The organism is Xiashengella succiniciproducens, assembly GCF_023674465.1.
In the GTDB taxonomy this organism is placed as follows: domain Bacteria; phylum Bacteroidota; class Bacteroidia; order Bacteroidales; family Marinilabiliaceae; genus Geofilum; species Geofilum succiniciproducens.
In genome coordinates this window covers 2,863,749-2,881,902 of sequence record NZ_CP098400.1, presented here as the reverse complement: position 1 = coordinate 2,881,902, position 18,154 = coordinate 2,863,749, and the positions used below count along the sequence as shown (strand labels likewise).

The following is an 18,154-nucleotide window of genomic DNA, read 5'->3' as shown; positions in this document are numbered from 1 at the left end:
CTGTTGTTTTAGCTTATGAGAAACTAATTATTGGAATACCAGGAATATGGCGAGCGAACAAGATAAATTATTGGAAGAAGTAACGGGGAGAGAATATCAATATGGTTTTCACACCGATATTGAAATGGATGTACTCCCCAAGGGCCTGAATGAGGATGTTATCAGGGAAATATCCAGGCGTAAGGAGGAGCCCGAATTCATGCTGGAATTCAGGCTTAGCGCATACCGCAACTGGCTTAAGATGGAATCCCCCTCATGGGCACATCTGAAGATTGATAGAATTGATTTTCAAGATATAATCTATTATGCGGCCCCCAAGAATGCACCGAAATACAACAGTCTTGATGAGGTAGACCCCGAACTGCTTGCTACCTTTGAGAAGCTTGGAATTCCTCTTGAGGAACAAAAGGCGCTGTCAGGTGTGGCTGTCGATGCAATCATCGACAGCGTATCAGTAAAGACTACTTTTCGTGAAACGCTGGCTGAAAAGGGGATTATTTTCTGCAGCATCTCGGAGGCAATTAAAGAGCATCCGGATCTTGTTAAGAAATATCTGGGAAGCGTAGTCCCTCCGCAGGATAACTACTTTGCAGCACTTAACTCAGCTGTGTTTAGCGATGGATCCTTTGTTTTTATACCCAAAGGTGTAAGGTGCCCGATGGAGCTGTCCTCCTATTTCCGTATTAACGCAATGAATACAGGACAGTTTGAGCGCACACTTATAGTTGCTGAGGACGACAGCTATGTAAGCTACCTTGAAGGATGTACTGCTCCGATGCGTGATGAGAATCAGCTCCATGCTGCAGTTGTTGAGATTGTTGCACTTGAGAGAGCAGAGGTTAAGTACTCTACTGTACAAAACTGGTACCCCGGTGATAAAGAGGGCAGGGGTGGAGTCTACAACTTCGTTACCAAGCGCGGTATCTGCAAGGGTGATTATTCTAAGATATCCTGGACTCAGGTTGAAACGGGTTCGGCTATCACCTGGAAGTATCCTAGCTGCGTACTTATGGGAGACCACAGTGTTGGTGAGTTTTACTCAGTAGCTCTTACAAATCACTTCCAGCAGGCAGATACAGGAACTAAGATGATACATCTTGGCAAGAACACCAGGAGTATCATTGTTTCAAAAGGTATCTCAGCAGGCAAGAGTCAGAACAGCTACCGGGGACTTGTGAAGGTGTCAAAGAATGCTGACAATGCACGTAACTTCTCCCAGTGCGACTCCCTGTTGCTTGGAGATAAGTGCGGTGCACATACCTTTCCCTACCTGGAGATACACAATAGTACCGCAAAAGTTGAACATGAAGCTACAACATCCAAGATAGGTGAGGATCAAATATTTTACTGTAACCAGAGAGGTATCAGTACCGAGGATGCCGTTGGTCTCATTGTCAATGGTTATGCCAAGGAAGTTCTCAACCAACTACCTATGGAATTTGCAGTCGAGGCTCAGAAACTACTTCAGATTAGTCTTGAAGGTAGTGTGGGTTAATCAATAAACAAAATACATAAACTTACAGAATAGATAAGGCAATGCTTAAGATAAGGAATTTGCGTGCCATGATAGATGGCAAAGAGATATTAAAAGGAATCGACCTGGATGTTAAAGCCGGTGAAATACATGCAATAATGGGTCCCAACGGTTCGGGCAAGAGTACACTGGCATCAGTGCTTGCCGGAAATGAGGCCTTTGAGGTAACAGATGGAACCATTGAATTTAAAGGTAAGGATCTTCTGGAGCTAGCTCCTGAGGACCGTGCCCGCGAGGGCTTGTTCCTGAGCTTCCAGTACCCTGTGGAGATACCCGGTGTAAGCATGACCAATTTCCTGCGTGTTGCACTGAATGAACAGAGGAAGTACAAGGGAGAGGAACCTCTTTCTGCAAGTGAGTTTCTCAAGCTGATGCGTGAACGCAAAAAGCTTGTAGAGATGGACTCAGATCTTACAAACCGCTCTGTAAACGAAGGGTTTTCAGGTGGTGAGAAGAAAAAGAACGAGATTTTCCAGATGGCAATGCTCGATCCGGCTCTTTCAATACTTGACGAAACCGACTCAGGTCTTGACATCGATGCATTGAGAGTTGTGGCCAACGGAGTTAACAAGCTTCGCCGTCCCGAAAACGCAACTATCATTATTACCCACTATCAGCGTCTGCTCGACTACATCGTCCCCGACAAGGTACATGTGCTTTACAAAGGCAGGATAGTCAAGTCAGCAGGCAAGGAACTTGCATATGAGCTTGAAAAGAATGGCTATGACTGGATTAAGCAGGAAGTGGATGCGTAATTTAAACTGAGATTGTTGAAATGAATATATCAGATCAGGATAAGGCCTATATACAACTGTTTGAGGATAACAGGAGCTTTATTGAACAACATTCCTCACCCCAGGTCAACAGGGTGAGGGAAAAGGCTTTTGCTGCCTTTTCCCGTAACGGTTTGCCTTCAGCAAAGAATGAGGCTTACAAGTACACTCCCCTGGCACCGAAATTTAAAGCCGACCTACCACAAGCATTTTTGCTTAACGGTTTCCTTGGCAAGGCTGTCGATTCTATCGAATTTAAGGTAAGGGAGCTGGATGCCTATACCATCTATACTTTCAATGGACGTTATATAGACAGAGGACAAAACGGAAATCTCCCCGAGGGTCTTGTTGCCGGAAGTTTTGCTGAACTGGCGGGTAAGTATCCGGAACTTATAGAGAGGTACTACGGAACCCTTGCTGATTCTGAAAAGGACAGTTATGTGGCACTCAATACTATGTTTGCCACTGACGGACTCTTTATTTATGTTCCCAAAAACCTTGTTGTTGAGAAGCCACTGCAGATAGTCAATATTCTGGCTGGAGAAAAAGATATTATGGTTAACCAGCGTAACTTTATCTATGTATCGGAAAATGCGCAGGTTAAAGTGCTGTTTTGTGATCATACAGGGTCTTCCAACCGTTTTGTTGTCAATACCGTGACGGAAGGTTTTGTTGGTGAAGCAGGTATTCTGGATTTCTATAATCTGCAGAATCAGCATAACGGAACCGTGCAGGTTGGAGGTTATTACTTCGACCAGGAAAGCAAGTCGCTGCTTAATGCAAGCTACTTTACTCTCAGTACAGGTATTACCCGTAACAACTTATTTGGAAGGCTTAACGGAAGTCATGCTGAGAACCACTTCTACGGTTTGTATCTGATTGATAAGAACCAGCATGTTGACAACTATTCCTTTATTCATCATGCAGTACCTGATTGTGAAAGCAATGAGCTGTTCAAAGGTGTAATGGACGATTCCAGCACCGGAGCTTTTACCGGTCGAATCCTGGTTGCTCCTGATGCTCAACGTACCAATGCATATCAGGCCAACAACAACCTGCTTCTGACAAGCAGTGCTAAGATGAATACCCGTCCTCAACTTGAGATTTATGCTGATGATGTGAAGTGTAGCCACGGTGCAACTGTGGGACAGCTTGACGAAGAGGCTATGTTCTACCTGAGGGCAAGAGGTATTAGTAAGGAAGAAGCCAACATTATGTTAATGTTTGCCTTTGCTTACGAGGTGCTTGAGAAAATCAGGGTACCTGAGCTTAAAGAGCAGATCAGGGAACTTGTGGAAATGAGATTCCGCGGTGAACTGGATAAGTGTCTGTCATGCGTAGTTTGCGGACAGCCTGGTGTACCACATTTGTCAACTGAAAGCAGATGAATTATCCTGTTGATTCGATTCGTGAGGATTTTCCTATCCTGAAACGGATGGTCAATAATAAGCCCCTTGTCTATTTTGACAACGGGGCAACTTCCCAGACTCCCATTCCTGTGATAGAAGCCATGAACCGTGTGTATTACGAGTTCAACAGCAACATTCACAGAGGCGTTCATACTCTCAGTAATTTGGGTACTGAGGCCTTTGAGGGAGTCAGGAGGAAGGTGGCTGCCTTTATTAATGCAAGGCACAGCCACGAGGTAATATTTACCAAGGGAACCACAGAATCGATCAACCTTGTTGCTTACTCCTACGGAGAGGCATGTATACTCGAAGGGGATGAAGTGATAATTTCAGGAATGGAACACCACTCCAATATAGTACCCTGGCACCTGCTCCAGAGCCGCAAGGGTATTACCCTTAAGGTGATTCCAGTCCTTGAGGACGGGTCCCTGGATATGGAGGCTTACAAGCAGTTGCTTAGTCCGAGAACCAAACTGGTTGCCGTCACCCATATCAGCAATGTGCTTGGAACCATCAATCCTGTTAAGGAAATAACTGCCGAGGCCCATAAGCACGGGGTGCCCGTCCTGATAGACGGAGCACAGGCTATTCATCATGAGATGGTTGATGTTCAGGAGCTGGACTGTGACTTCTATGTCTTTTCTTCTCATAAGATGTATGGACCTACCGGAACAGGAGTCCTTTACGGTAAGGAAAAATGGCTCGACAAGATGCCGCCATGGCAGGGTGGAGGAGAAATGATTAAGACTGTTACGCTGGAGACCAGTACCTTTAATGAACTACCTTTTAAGTTTGAAGCTGGAACACCCGACTATGTTGGAGTAATAGGTCTGGGTGCTGCCATAGATTATATGGAGGGAATAGGCAGGGAAGTAATCCGTCGCTACGAAGGTGACCTTTATGCATATGCATTCGACCGCCTCTCAGCGGTCGAAGATATCAGAATATACGGGACGGCACCTGTCAGGGGCAGTCTTGTTTCTTTCCTTTTGGGTAATATACACCCCTTCGATACCGGAATGTTACTTGACAAGATGGGTATTGCCGTAAGAACAGGCCACCATTGCGCCCAACCGCTGATGGACAGGTTTGCTATCCCCGGTACCGTCAGGGCTTCTTTTGCTTTGTACAATACGAGGGAAGAAGTTGATATTTTGGTAGCTGCTCTTGCGAAAGTTCGCCAACTTTTTGGTTAAGCCTCAAAAAATGGTGAAATTTGTCGCCTTGATAAATCGGGGGGACAATGAGCATAAATGAGTTACAAGACCAGATAATTGAGGAGTTTTCCTTGCTTGGCGAATGGATGGATCGCTATTCATATCTGATCGAGTTGGGTAATGGACTTGACAACTTCAGCGAAGAGTATCGCACAAATCAGAATCTTATTGAAGGTTGCCAGAGTAAGGTGTGGCTCCATGCCGAATTGAAGGACGGGAAGATATTTTTCTTTGCCGACAGTGACGCTATTATTGTAAAAGGTATAGTAGCCCTGCTGATTAAGGTGCTGGATGGACGTACTCCTTCTGAAATACTGGATGCGGATCTTTATTTTATTGACAAGGTAGGACTAAAGGAGCACCTGTCGCCGACCCGTTCCAATGGCCTCGTTGCAATGGTCAAGCAAATGAGGATGTACGCTCTGGCATATAAAACTAAGTTGGGGCTTTAGTGGATATACAACTCTTTTTTAATTTACTTGTTATATTATTGATAAAAACCTGAGTTGTAATGGAGAATGAATTTCTAAGCAAGGAAGCCGAAGTTATTGATGCTCTGAGGACGATATATGACCCTGAGATTCCGGTTAATATATACGATCTGGGACTTATTTATGAACTAGACATAAATGAGGATGGCAAGGTGCGTATAGTGATGACGTTGACGTCGCCCAACTGCCCTGTAGCTGATTCATTGCCTGAAGAAGTTCATGATACTGTAGCCGACCTACCCGGAATTACTTCCGTAGAGGTTAATCTCACATTCGACCCACCATGGGATCGTGATATGCTCTCTGATGAAGCCTTGCTTGAGCTTGGATTGCTGTAAGCATGTCGCTCACTGCCGAATATATAGCTGAAGGAATAAGAAAGAAAGCCACTGAGCTCGGCTTCGGTGAGGTAGGTTTTGCACCCGCTGCCGAACTGACAGAGGATAAGGAGCGCCTGAAGGCATGGCTTGACAAGGGTTATCATGCCGGTATGGAGTACATGGAAAAGCATTTTGAGAAACGCACTAATCCATCTCAGCTTGTCGAAGGCGCCGTTTCGATTATTTCTTTTTTGTACAACTACAAACAAAGTGGTGTTCACCTTTCTGAGGTTGCCCCAAAGATAGCCCGTTATGCCTATGGCAGGGACTACCATGATGTAATCAGGGAAAAACTCTCAGAATTGTTTTCTTTTATCCGCGATGAATATTACCCGGACCTAGAGGGACGTTACTTCGTGGATTCAGCCCCCCTTCTTGAACGGACACTTGCCGCAAAAGCCGGACTTGGCTGGATAGGCAAGAACAATATGCTTATCAACCGAAGGCTGGGTTCCTTTGTGTTTCTGGCTGAGATGTTGGTTAATATTGAGCTGCCATACAACCGGACTCCTATGACCGACCGCTGCGGTGGCTGCACAAAGTGCATAGAAGCATGTCCCACTAAGGCCATCCTGCCTGACAGGGTTATAGACTCCAACCGCTGCATTTCATATCTGACAATAGAAAACAAGGAAGATATTTCTGAGGAATTTAAGGGCAGGCTACAGGGCTGGACCTTTGGTTGTGATATATGTCAGGAGGTTTGTCCATGGAACCGCAAGGCTCCGGATACAGAGGAGCCTGAGTTCAAACCTTCGGAGCACCTGCTTGCAATGACTCCCGCACAATGGGGTAGTCTCACCCAGGAAAAGTTTTCAGTGCTCTTTAAGGGCTCTGCGGTAAAGCGAACCAAATACAGTGGCTGGGTGCGCAATTACAGGTTTATTTCTTAGCTTTGTTAACACAAAGTCAAGGCCATGCAAGACTATCTGTTCAGAACCCCGGTTACGCCTCCCAGGGCTAAGGATCCCATTTCTGTAGCCTCAAATCTTTTCTTTATAGGTTCTTGTTTTGCCGAGAATATTGGACGGCATCTCGTCGATGCCCGCTTCAATGTGCTTGTCAATCCCTTTGGTGTACTATACAATCCGCTCTCTATAGCTGCTGCTTTTGATTCAATAATAGATCTGGCCTATGTAAGCGAGGACGATCTTGTTGAAAGGGACGGACTGTGGCATAACTTTATGTATCATGGCAAGTTTAGCAATCCCGACAAGAACATCTGCATGGAGAACATCAATATTGCTATTGATGAAGCACGTGACTTTCTTGAAAAAGCTGATTATCTGATAATAACCTTTGGGACTGCCTGGGTTTATGAGCATAAACTTCTGCAGAAGGTGGTAGCTAACTGCCATAAGTTTCCCGACAGCGACTTTCGTCGCTATCGTCTCGAACCAGATGAGGTTGTTGATGCTTGGAAAGAACTGATTATAAGACTGAGGGTCTTTAATCCTGGGCTTAAAGTTATCTTTACTGTCAGTCCGGTTCGTCATCTTAAGGATGGCGCCCATGGCAACCAGCTAAGCAAAGCTGTACTTTTGCTGGCTATCGACAAACTCGTTGACCTTTTTGACAAGGTTGAGTACTTCCCTGCCTATGAGATATTGATGGATGAGCTGAGGGACTACCGCTTCTATGACAGGAGTATGGTTCATCCCGATGGCTTTGCAGTGGAATATATAGTCACCCGTTTTTGCGAAAACTTCCTTGATGAGGAGGCTCAGAAGTTCTATAAGGAAGTTGACAGACTTATAAAAGCACGTTCACACAGGCCTTCAGGTCACAATACCGTGCAGTATATACAGTTTGTCAGCCGCACCCTGAGTTATATTCATGAGCTATCGCTTCGCTACCCCGAGGCAAGACTGGAAGATGACAGACTCTGGTTTCAGAAAATCCTTGAAGATCTTAATAAGTCTTAGCTGGCAGACTAATTTGCTCAGATCAGCCCTGATTTTAGCACTCTCTCCAGGTCCTCTGGTGTGTCAATACCGATAGAATCGTGTTCAGTCTCCCTGACAGTGATCTTGTAGCCGTTTTCAATCCATCGTAGTTGTTCAAGAGACTCAGCCATTTCAAGAACAGAGGGTTGTAACCTTGTTATTTCCTTCAGAATGTCACTTCTATAAGCATATAGTCCGATATGCAGGTAGTAATGATGTCTGAGGTGCCATTCTTCCTTAGGTTGCTGACGCAGATATGGGATGGGAGAGCGGGAGAAATAGATAGCTTCCAGACCGGGAGTGACAACAACTTTAGGCTTGTTGGAATCCCACAGGTCTTCGTTGTTCTTCAGTGGTTTGACAAGTGTCGCAATCTCAGTTTGGGGATTCTGAAAACAGGATGATAGTGCCTCTATCAGTTCGGGCTTTATAAATGGTTCATCCCCTTGTATATTGACTACCACATCATAAGTTGCTCCTTCCTGATGCTCAACAATCATAAGAGCCTCCTTACAACGGTCTGTTCCACTCTGGTGATTGGTGTCAGTCATAACTGCTTTGCCTCCGAAAGCCTTTACTGCATTGAAAATGCGGTAATCATCGGTGGCTACATAAACAGCACCAATAGCTTTTGAAGCTTGCTCATATACTCTTTGAATCATCGGCTTGCCGCTAATGTCGGCAAGCGGCTTCCCGGGGAAACGAGTGGAGGCATAGCGGGCAGGAATTAATCCCAGTATTTTAGGCTCTTTCATAAGTTGCAGGTTTATTTGAACAACAGGTTTCAAAATTAAGAAAAAGGTACGGCTATGTTTCTTTTGGAATAAATAAAGAGGCAAATTTCCTTTCAAAATTGTAACTTTGTCAGTATCGACTGCAATTTTAGCAGGTTTTTTATTAGAGCTTTGTAAAGACTGATATCTGCTTGTTGGTTATCTAATTAAGTAGGTTGGAGGTAAGATATGAATCAAGGTATTCAACAGATTAAACAACGATTTGGGATCATAGGAGACTCCTATGCCCTTAACCGTGCAATAGATATTGCGGTTCAGGTTGCACCTACAGATTTGTCGGTGCTGATAACCGGTGAAAGTGGAACCGGTAAGGAAGTCTTTCCCCAGATAGTCCACAGTTTTAGCAGCCGCAAACATGGACCCTACATTGCTGTCAATTGTGGAGCTATACCTGAAGGTACTATAGATTCTGAGCTTTTTGGTCACGAGAAGGGTTCTTTTACTGGGGCCTTGTCTGATCGTAAGGGTTATTTTGAGGAGGCAAATGGTGGAACCATCTTCCTGGATGAGATTGGTGAACTGCCTCTTGCTACCCAGGTAAGGTTGCTGAGGGTACTTGAAACTGGTGAATTTATCCGTGTTGGATCGTCCAGGATGATTAAGACCAACGTAAGGGTAGTTGCCGCAACCAATGTCAACCTTGAGCAGGCCATTGTTGATGGCAAGTTCAGGGAGGACCTGTACTATCGTTTAAATAGCATCCCTATCAAGATTCCTCCTTTGCGCGAGAGGATTGATGATATATACCTGCTCTTCCGTAAGTTTGCCAATGACTTTGCACTTCGTTACCGTATGCCTCCTGTAAAACTTGATGACAGTGCCAGGATGTTGCTTGAGAAATACCGTTGGCCGGGCAATATAAGGCAGTTGAAGAATATCACCGAGCAGATCTCGGTGATAGAGAAGAATCGTCTGCTTTCTGCAGACGATCTGCGCAAGTACCTGCCATCACATGCTGGTGAGCATTTGCCTGCAGTATTTGCGTCTGAGAGCAGAGGCGATCAGAGTTTTTCAAGCGAACGCGAGATTTTGTACAAGGTTCTTTTCGATATGAAGAGGGATATGACGGATCTCAAGAAACTGGTGCTTGATATGATCAGGGAGGGTGGTGATTGGCATGCCAAAGGTGATAATGCACGCATTATCCAGAATCTGTATAGCAGTGAGGGAGAAATAATAAAGGCTCCTGCGCCAGGTGCTGCAGTCAGTTATGCCGTTCCACATAACAGCGATGCAATTGAGGATACTGAGGAATTTGTAGAAGAATCATTGTCGTTGGAAGACAAGGAGAAAGAATTAATTGAGAAAGCTCTTGAAAAGCATGGAGGACGCAGGAAGAATGCAGCTCACGAACTTGGAATTTCAGAGCGTACACTTTACAGAAAGATAAAGGAATATGAAATTAAAGGATAGGAAGTTATTGCCGGTCTTTGGTTTGGTGCTCCTGTTACTGGCACTTACCACATATGCATGCACTATTCAGATGTCCTTGAAGGGAGCATCTATTCCTGAGAATGTGCGTACTGCATCGGTACAGTACTTTGAAAACCGGGCACCGCTTATCAATCCAATGCTAAGTCAGACTTTTACTGAGGAACTGAAGGACAGAATCAGGTCTGAATCCCGTCTGGTTATAACCAACGAAATGGGAGATGTAGACTTCTCGGGTCAGATTACTGGGTATGACTTGCGGCCAATGGCTATTCAGGCTGATGCAATTTCTGCGGAGACCCGTCTGACAATCTCTGTCAGGGTGAGGTTTCAAAATTTCAAAGATCCCAAGCAGAATTGGGAAAACACCTTTTCAGCCTATGCGGATTTTGAAAGTAGTCAGAGCATTACTGAAATAGAGGAGCAATTGGTAGCCGACATCGTAGATCAGCTTACCGAGAATATATTCAACAGAGCTTTTTCCGACTGGTAGGAAATGAACAGACAGCAGATTAGAGCGGTAATGAACGATCCGGGGATGCTCAACCAGGATACACTCGACAGTATTAAGGTGATCCTTGATGAGTATCCATTCTTTCATGTTGGTCGTTTGTTGTGGATTAAGAACCTCCATGTTCTTGATCATATACGCTATAATAATGAATTGAAACTGGCTGCTGCGCATCTTCCAGACAGGAGGAAGCTTTATGAGCTAATCTTTTCTGCTACAACAGTTGAGCCTTCCACGTCTACAAAGGATGTGGCTCCGGTAGTAAGTATTGCTGGAGTAAACCAGTCTACCGTGAAGGAGCAGCAAGAAGAAGTACTATCTGCGGAAGTGGGTACTGAAACTGAAGCTGTGCCTGAAAAGACCGAAAGCAGGGTCGGGAAACAAGAGGTTTCAATACGGTCTGTATCTGTTGAATCCGGCAGGGAGACCGACAGTGAGGTAAGGTTTGCTTTCCCTGCTTTTATTGACTCACTTGAGATGCCTGATAATTATCTCCTTGAATATGAAATTGGTGGAAATACCATATACAACCTTGAGGAGGAAACCGGGGATAAATTTGATGAGGCACGCTCTTTCTCTGATTGGCTTTCTGTCTTGAAGAGCAGCCCGATTGCGGCACAAAAGAAGCAGGAAGCTGAGACGAAACAGGTCTCAAAGAAGGATCTGCTTATTGAGTCCTTCCTGCAAGGTGGCAGGAAGAAAAAGATAGAACCTGTGTCTGAAGGTGCTGGTGTCGGCACTGAAGATATTGCTGCAAAAAGCCTTGAAGAAAAGGATGACTTGATAACGGAAACATTGGCGAATATTTACATAAAGCAGAAAAATTTTGTTAAAGCCAGGGATATATTTGAGCGCTTGCGTTTGAAATATCCCGAAAAAAGCGTTTACTTTGCACGGCGTATTGAAGAAATAGAACAACAGATTAGTAATCAGTAATAAGGAAAGATATGTATATTGTAGTAACCGCCTTTATTATAGTAGCCTGTATTCTTCTGACCCTGATAGTTTTGGTTCAAAATTCAAAGGGTGGAGGCTTGGCATCAAATTTTGCATCTACAGGACAGATGATGGGTGTTCGTAAAACCACTGACTTTCTGGAAAAGGCTACGTGGACATTTGCAGGTGCAATTCTGGTGCTTGCTTTTGTTGCAGTAATGGTGATACCAAAGGAAGAAATTGGACGTCGCTCAGTAATTGATGAGCAACTAAATAATATTAGCCAGCCTGTAAATACCATGCCCAGCTTCTCGCTGCCGGCTGATGAAGACGCAGAAGCTGCAACAGATACTGAGGCTGCAGAATAGTCTAAAAAGATTCCAGTGCCAGAGTGTCAGGTCTCCTGACACTCTTTTTTTGTTTTTGTGCCTAATATATTATGTTGTAAATCAGTAATAAATATGTGATATTGCCCTGTGGTCTCAGAATTTTTCAGGGCAAAATGGCAGTCATCTGGCGGAAAGTAGGTCTTTTGTGCCTTTGGCATACTTTGTGATAAAACTGAACGTGTAAAAAACAAGAATATTAAGTAATGTCTAACATTTAAAACTATATCTGAATGTCAGCTATAAAAGGAAAAGTTCTTGCCGGTAAGGTTTTAGTAAAACCACAGGCAGCAGAAGAGAAGACATCTAGCGGTATCATCATTCCTGATTCTGCAAAGGAAAAGCCGCTTAGGGGTGAAGTAGTACTTGTCGGTGCACCCAAGAAGGATGAGCAAATGGAAGTTAAGGTTGGCGATATCGTACTTTACGGTAAGTATGCCGGTACTGAACTTCAAATCGATGGTACTGATTACCTTTTGATTTCTCAAAGTGACATTTTGTACATTGCTTAATTTAAAAACCAGCAAAACTAAAACAGTTTAAACATGGCTAAGGAAATTAAATTTAATATTGATGCCCGTGACCGCCTGAAGGTAGGTGTTGACGCTCTTGCAAATGCCGTAAAGGTTACATTGGGTCCTAAGGGTCGCAATGTAGTTATTGAAAAGAAATTTGGTGCTCCTGCAGTAACCAAGGACGGTGTAACAGTTGCAAAGGAAATCGAACTTGAAGATGCTTTTGCAAATGTTGGTGCACAAATGGTTAAAGAAGTTGCTTCCAAGACCGGTGATGATGCAGGTGATGGTACAACAACTGCTACCGTTCTTGCTCAGGCTATCATTAATGTAGGTCTGAAGAACGTGACAGCCGGCGCAAACCCAATGGAATTGAAGAAGGGTATTGACAAGGCTGTGGCTAAGGTTGTTGAAAGCATTCGTAAGCAGGCTCAGGAAGTTGGTGATGACAACAATAAGATTGAACAGGTTGCAAAGATCTCTGCCAACAATGACGAGGAAATCGGTCGTCTGATTGCCGAAGCTATGTCTAAGGTTGGTCGTGAAGGTGTTATCACTGTAGAAGAAGCCAAGGGAACTGAAACAACTGTTGAGGTTGTTGAAGGTATGCAGTTTGACCGTGGCTACATCTCTCCTTACTTTGTAACCAATACTGATAAGATGGAAGCCGAACTTGACAATCCTTACATCCTGATCCATGACAAAAAGATCAGCACTATGAAGGATATGCTGCCCGTTCTTGAGCAGACAGCTCAAACAGGCCGTCCACTGCTGATCATTGCTGAGGATGTTGATGGTGAAGCTTTGGCTACTTTGGTTGTCAACCGTCTGAGAGGATCTCTGAAGGTAGCAGCTGTTAAGGCTCCTGGCTTTGGTGATCGTCGTAAGGAAATGCTGCAAGACATTGCTGTTCTTACCGGAGGTACTGTAATCACTGAAGAGATGGGCTTCAAACTTGAAAGTACTACTCTGGATATGCTTGGTAGGGCTGAGAAAGTTACTATTGATAAGGAAAATACAACTATTGTCAACGGTAACGGCGACAAGAAAGCAATCGAAGCTCGTGCTGCTCAAATCAAGGCTCAAATTGCTGCTACTACTTCAGACTATGACCGTGAAAAACTGCAGGAACGTCTTGCAAAATTAGCCGGTGGTGTTGCAGTTCTCTATGTTGGTGCTGCTTCTGAAGTTGAAATGAAAGAAAAGAAAGACCGTGTTGACGATGCATTGAGTGCTACAAGAGCTGCTATCGAAGAAGGTATCGTTCCAGGTGGTGGTGTTGCACTGATACGAGCTATCGATGCTCTGGAAGGTCTAAGAGGTGAGTCTGATGATGAAACAACCGGTATAGAGATAGTTAAGCGTGCAATCGAGGAACCTCTTCGTCAAATTGCTGCAAACGCCGGTAAGGAAGGTTCAGTAATTGTACAAAAGGTTCGTGAAGGCAAGGGTGACTATGGCTACAATGCACGTACCGATGTATACCAAAACTTCTTCGAAGTTGGTGTTATCGACCCTGCAAAGGTAACCCGTGTAGCACTTGAAAATGCTGCTTCAATAGCCGGTATGTTCCTGACAACAGAATGTGTACTTGTTGACATTCCAAAGGAAGAACATGCCCCTGCAGGTATGCCCGGAGGTATGGGCGGTATGATGTAATAAACATCCATACATATATTCACAGGGGGTGTCTCCGCGAGGAGGCACCCCTTGTTGTGTTAAAAGGTTTACTACATCCTACATTAGCTATACTGATAATTGCATGGAATTAAATATATTTGCAATTCCCGGATTTTGCCCGTCAGATGTTATAGTATCTGAGGGAATTGGAGGAGTGAAGCTGAAAAACAGGAACTAGATGAAGAATATCCGCAACTTTTGCATTATTGCCCATATCGACCATGGGAAGAGTACATTGGCCGACCGTCTTTTGGAGTATACCAAGACCATTAGCGAAAAGGATCTCCAGGAACAAACCCTGGATAGCATGGACCTGGAACGGGAACGTGGGATTACAATCAAAAGCAAGGCTATTCAAATGCAATATGTCCACAAGGGTGAGCAGTATATACTGAATCTGATTGATACCCCAGGACACGTTGACTTTGCCTATGAGGTATCCCGTTCTATCGCTGCCTGCGAGGGAGCTTTGCTTATTGTGGATGCTACGCAGGGTATTCAGGCTCAGACTATAAGCAACCTGTACCAGGCTATTGAGCATGATTTGGTAATTATTCCTATCCTCAATAAGATGGATATGGCAAGTGCAATGCCTGAGGAAGTTGAAGATCAGATAATAGAATTGATTGGCTGTGACAGAAGCGAGATAATCCGTGCCAGTGGTAGGACTGGTATGGGTGTTGAGGAAATACTTGAAGCAATAGTCGAAAGGGTTCCGCATCCTGTTGGTAATCCTGAGGCACCTTTGCAATGTCTTATCTTCGATTCTGTATTTAATTCTTTCAGAGGTATCATAGCTTACTTCAAGGTAGTGAACGGTGTTATCCGCAAAGGCGACCTTGTTAAGTTTTATAATACCGGTAAGGAATATTACGCCGAGGAGGTCGGAGTACTGCGTATGGGATATATTCCCAGGGATTCACTGCATACCGGTGATGTGGGTTATATTATTTCAGGTATTAAGACCAGCAAGGAGGTTAAGGTTGGTGATACAATTACCCATGTGAAGCCTTCTTGTGAGACTGCAATTGCGGGATTTAAGGAAGTTAAACCCATGGTGTTTGCAGGTCTTTATCCTATAGATACTGAGGATTATGAAGATCTGCGTGCCTCTGTTGAAAAGCTCCAGCTTAATGATGCCTCGTTGACCTTTACTCCAGAGTCATCTGCAGCACTTGGTTTCGGGTTCCGTTGCGGCTTCCTGGGATTGCTCCATATGGAGATTGTTCAGGAAAGACTTGACAGGGAGTACGATATGGATGTGATTACAACGGTTCCCAACGTTCCATATAAAGTATTTACCACTAAGGGTGAAGAAATAGAAGTTCACAACCCTTCAGGACTACCTGAACCGGGGCTTATTGAACATGTAGAGGAGCCATTTATCAGTGCTCAGATTATTACTAAGGCAGATTTTATAGGAAATATAATGACCCTTTGCCTTGGCAAGAGGGGAGAGCTGAAAAAGCAGCATTACCTTACGACAGACAGGGTTGAATTACTCTTTGATATGCCGCTAGCTGAGATTGTATTTGACTTTTATGACAAGTTGAAGAGTATTTCCAAAGGGTATGCATCCTTCGACTACCATATGATTGGTTACAGACCTTCTAAGCTTGTAAAGCTTGATATTCTGCTTAATGGAGAGAGTGTGGATGCCCTTTCTGCCCTTACTCACTTTGATAATGCCTATCCACTCGGAAAGAAGATGTGTGAGAAGCTCAAGGAGCTGATCCCTCGTCAGCAATTTGACGTAGCAATACAGGCAGCTATCGGTGCCAAGATTATTTCGAGGGAGACTGTAAAGGCGCTGCGTAAGGACGTAACTGCAAAATGTTATGGGGGTGACATTAGCCGTAAACGTAAGCTGCTTGAAAAGCAAAAGAAGGGTAAGAAGAGGATGAAGCAAATTGGTTCTGTAGAAGTGCCTCAGAAGGCCTTCCTTGCAGTGCTTAAATTGGACTCCTGATAATTACAGAGTAAAGAAAGAGGTTGTCCAATAAAGGGCATCCTCTTTTTCATATTATGCAACTTGATAAGAATAGATTTTAATTAACCCCGCTGAGATGTCTCAGCGGGGTTTTTTATGTGCATAGTATTAAAGATGCATGCTATAGGTTTTTGTTTATGCTATTTTCAATAGTATCCTGTCCAGGGAATCCTGTGTACCTGTTAGTTAGTTTTCCCTCTTTGTCGAAAACCATAAATGTAGGGATACCAGTAATTTCAAGCTCTTGGTACCAGTACTCCCACTGTTCATTGCTTACACGATAATGCTCACCCTTAATTTCAGGGATAGTCTTGTTCCATGTGCCCAGGGGAGATGTTTCACCTGTTAAATAAACAAAGACTATATCTTTGTCAACATACTTTGCTTTAACTGGCTTCATAGCTTCTATTGAGCTTATGCAGGGACCGCACCAGGTAGCCCAGAAGTCGACAAACACAACTTTTCCTCTGTATTTCTCAAGAATTACATCCAGGGCCTTCTCTTTAGCAACCTCGGGTGTGGGGTTAATTACTACTCCCTTATCTGCTGCTGCCTTGTTGTTTTCAATAAGCTCGACGAGCTTGTTGTTATATGCAATCAGTTGGTTAGCAACATAATCGTTTTGCATTGCTGAGAGATTTGCCTTATCTTCATCATTCAGGAATGCCCCAGATTCGATCTTCTCATAATAGAGTATTCCTTTTGCCACATCAGCAATAAGGTCTGTGTTCTTGCCAAGATCCAGTGCTGCCTGTTCCTTAAAGGCTTCAACAATACCTTCTACATTATTGGCTTCGATAAAAGTAGCTTTATTGTATTCGAAAAATATATCAAGCGATGCTTGCCTGAAGCTTGAAGTATAAGCTATGTTTTCATCAACAAAGCTTTTTATTACACTTTTTGAGTAATCCGCGGGAACTTCTAATTCGAGCGGATGTGACTGGCGTTCCTCATGAGGGATATTCCTTGTTCGGTAATATGCTTCATGGATTACGGCCGAGTACAGATTTGCAAGATAATAGGTTGAGGCCTTCAGATTAGCTTCGGCTAGTATTTTTACTTTTTCTGATAATGTTGGGAAATCTGCATAACTGCTTCTGATACTGTTTTCAACATCCTGAAGCCAGGATAGGTATTGGTCAGTTGTAAATCCGTCAACAGTATTAAACAAAGTAAAGAGATCCAGCTTTTCATCAGTCTTTCTACAAATAGCATTTAGTATATTCATATCATCTGTAGAAAGCCAGTCATTTTCTATGTAAATAAATGCAGAATCTCCATCTTCCTTATCGGTGCGATACTTTGATTCGAAACGACTTTGCTTCTTAAGATCAATTGTCAAAGTCGTCTCGTGTCCAGGTACAAGAAATACTTTTGTACCCCATGGGTATAGGTCCGTCAGCAATGGGAGCCCGCAATTAACTTCCATCCTGAAAGTTCCGTCTTCATTGATTTTAATTTTATCACCAAAGCCTGGTTTGAATATTGGCCCCATGCTTTCCAGTTGTATATCAGGTAAGACCAATCCCTGCTGGTATCCTATAAACTTACCAGTTAGAATGGCCGGTTTATCAACAAATTCCACTGGGGGCAGGCTCGCAAGTTTTTCGACTTTTGCTTTTTCTGGTTTATAGGTGACGATTCCTTTCTTGGATGGGACTAACTGTATTCCCCATATCTTGAAACAGTCATCACAGTCACTTTCGATAAAGTCTATCTTGGTTATCTTTGGGTCGAGGGGAGGGAAGAACAGTTTGAATGATGTCTGTCCAGATTCAGGCATAAAGAAATGCTCTCCAATATTAATGCCTTCTGCCTTAGTGATAAAAAATCTTTCATCAGATCCGCTCTCCTTGATGTATGTGTCTGCTGCAATCATGATCCACATATTGGGGTAGAAGAAGGCATCAAAATGGAATACTGTGGCTGTGTCATTCAATTCAACCTTGTCTATCTCAAGAGTTGATGTATTCCTTACTTCGAATAGAGGTCTTTCAATAACTTCGGGTCTTTTTTGTCCACAGGCCGCTAACAGCGGGATGAACAACAGGGCTAGCTTTTGGTAGTTCATAGTTTTTGGATTTAGTTTACCCTAAGTTAGGTAAAACTTCTGAAATAAAAAATCCCGGCATTTTTTGCCGGGATCTTTTACTGAGAATAA

17 protein-coding genes are annotated in these 18,154 nt (G+C 43.7%); 15 read left to right on the top strand and 2 right to left on the bottom strand.

Annotation, left to right across the window (positions count from 1 at the left end; all coding sequences use genetic code 11):
- Positions 1–46 precede the first annotated feature (46 nt).
- The 8 genes from sufB to M9189_RS11930 are packed head-to-tail and all read left to right on the top strand — an operon-like array spanning position 47 to position 7,729.
- Positions 47–1,495, top strand: a complete 1,449-nt coding sequence (gene sufB, locus M9189_RS11965) for a Fe-S cluster assembly protein SufB (protein WP_250723541.1) — start codon at positions 47–49, stop codon at positions 1,493–1,495.
- A gap of 41 nt (positions 1,496–1,536) precedes the next feature.
- Positions 1,537–2,289, top strand: coding sequence for a Fe-S cluster assembly ATPase SufC (sufC, locus tag M9189_RS11960; RefSeq protein WP_250723540.1), 753 nt, complete (start codon positions 1,537–1,539; stop codon positions 2,287–2,289).
- Positions 2,290–2,309: 20 nt separating this feature from the next.
- Positions 2,310–3,695 (top strand): Fe-S cluster assembly protein SufD, encoded by a 1,386-nt coding sequence (gene sufD / locus M9189_RS11955; RefSeq protein WP_250723539.1) that lies wholly within the window; start codon positions 2,310–2,312, stop codon positions 3,693–3,695.
- Positions 3,692–4,912 carry an aminotransferase class V-fold PLP-dependent enzyme gene (locus M9189_RS11950; protein ID WP_250723538.1) on the top strand — a complete coding sequence of 407 codons (1,221 nt, stop codon included), beginning with the start codon at positions 3,692–3,694 and terminating at the stop codon, positions 4,910–4,912. The genes sufD and M9189_RS11950 overlap by 4 nt, the downstream gene beginning before the upstream one ends.
- Positions 4,913–4,959: 47 nt before the next feature.
- Entirely contained in the window at positions 4,960–5,385 is a 426-nt protein-coding gene (locus tag M9189_RS11945; RefSeq protein WP_250723536.1) for a SufE family protein, read from the top strand.
- A gap of 59 nt (positions 5,386–5,444) precedes the next feature.
- Positions 5,445–5,762 carry an SUF system Fe-S cluster assembly protein gene (locus M9189_RS11940; protein WP_250723535.1) on the top strand — a complete coding sequence of 106 codons (318 nt, stop codon included), beginning with the start codon at positions 5,445–5,447 and terminating at the stop codon, positions 5,760–5,762.
- A 2-nt stretch (positions 5,763–5,764) separates the two neighbouring features.
- On the top strand, positions 5,765–6,697 hold the full coding sequence (gene queG / locus M9189_RS11935) for a tRNA epoxyqueuosine(34) reductase QueG (protein WP_250723534.1): 933 nt from the start codon (positions 5,765–5,767) through the stop codon (positions 6,695–6,697).
- Positions 6,698–6,721: 24 nt separating this feature from the next.
- Positions 6,722–7,729: a GSCFA domain-containing protein gene (locus M9189_RS11930; protein WP_250723533.1), complete on the top strand. Its 1,008-nt coding sequence runs from the start codon at positions 6,722–6,724 to the stop codon at positions 7,727–7,729.
- 17 nt (positions 7,730–7,746) lie between these two features.
- Here M9189_RS11930 and kdsB read toward each other — a convergent pair whose 3' ends face one another.
- A complete protein-coding gene (kdsB, locus tag M9189_RS11925) occupies positions 7,747–8,505 on the bottom strand; it encodes a 3-deoxy-manno-octulosonate cytidylyltransferase (RefSeq protein WP_250723532.1) in 759 nt (252 codons plus the stop codon).
- Between the two features lie 207 nt (positions 8,506–8,712).
- Between kdsB and M9189_RS11920 the strand changes: the two genes are divergently transcribed.
- The 7 genes from M9189_RS11920 to lepA all read left to right on the top strand — a co-directional run bounded on the left by M9189_RS11920 (position 8,713) and on the right by lepA (position 15,972).
- Positions 8,713–9,957 carry a sigma-54-dependent transcriptional regulator gene (locus M9189_RS11920; RefSeq protein ID WP_250723531.1) on the top strand — a complete coding sequence of 415 codons (1,245 nt, stop codon included), beginning with the start codon at positions 8,713–8,715 and terminating at the stop codon, positions 9,955–9,957.
- Complete coding sequence (locus M9189_RS11915) at positions 9,941–10,468, top strand: LptE family protein (RefSeq protein ID WP_250723530.1); 528 nt, start codon at positions 9,941–9,943, stop codon at positions 10,466–10,468. Before M9189_RS11920 ends, M9189_RS11915 begins: the two co-directional genes overlap by 17 nt.
- Before the next feature lie 3 nt (positions 10,469–10,471).
- Complete coding sequence (locus M9189_RS11910; RefSeq protein ID WP_250723529.1) at positions 10,472–11,422, top strand: tetratricopeptide repeat protein; 951 nt, start codon at positions 10,472–10,474, stop codon at positions 11,420–11,422.
- 11 nt (positions 11,423–11,433) lie between these two features.
- Entirely contained in the window at positions 11,434–11,790 is a 357-nt protein-coding gene (secG, locus tag M9189_RS11905; protein ID WP_250723528.1) for a preprotein translocase subunit SecG, read from the top strand.
- Positions 11,791–12,041: 251 nt separating this feature from the next.
- Positions 12,042–12,320, top strand: coding sequence for a co-chaperone GroES (locus tag M9189_RS11900; RefSeq protein ID WP_250723527.1), 279 nt, complete (start codon positions 12,042–12,044; stop codon positions 12,318–12,320).
- A gap of 33 nt (positions 12,321–12,353) precedes the next feature.
- Complete coding sequence (gene groL / locus M9189_RS11895) at positions 12,354–13,982, top strand: chaperonin GroEL (RefSeq protein WP_250723525.1); 1,629 nt, start codon at positions 12,354–12,356, stop codon at positions 13,980–13,982.
- Positions 13,983–14,181: 199 nt separating this feature from the next.
- Positions 14,182–15,972, top strand: a complete 1,791-nt coding sequence (gene lepA, locus M9189_RS11890; protein ID WP_250723523.1) for a translation elongation factor 4 — start codon at positions 14,182–14,184, stop codon at positions 15,970–15,972.
- 142 nt (positions 15,973–16,114) lie between these two features.
- Here the strand turns inward: lepA and M9189_RS11885 are convergent, their stop codons facing one another.
- Positions 16,115–18,064, bottom strand: a complete 1,950-nt coding sequence (locus M9189_RS11885) for a TlpA family protein disulfide reductase (protein WP_250723522.1) — start codon at positions 18,062–18,064, stop codon at positions 16,115–16,117.
- Positions 18,065–18,154 lie beyond the last annotated feature (90 nt).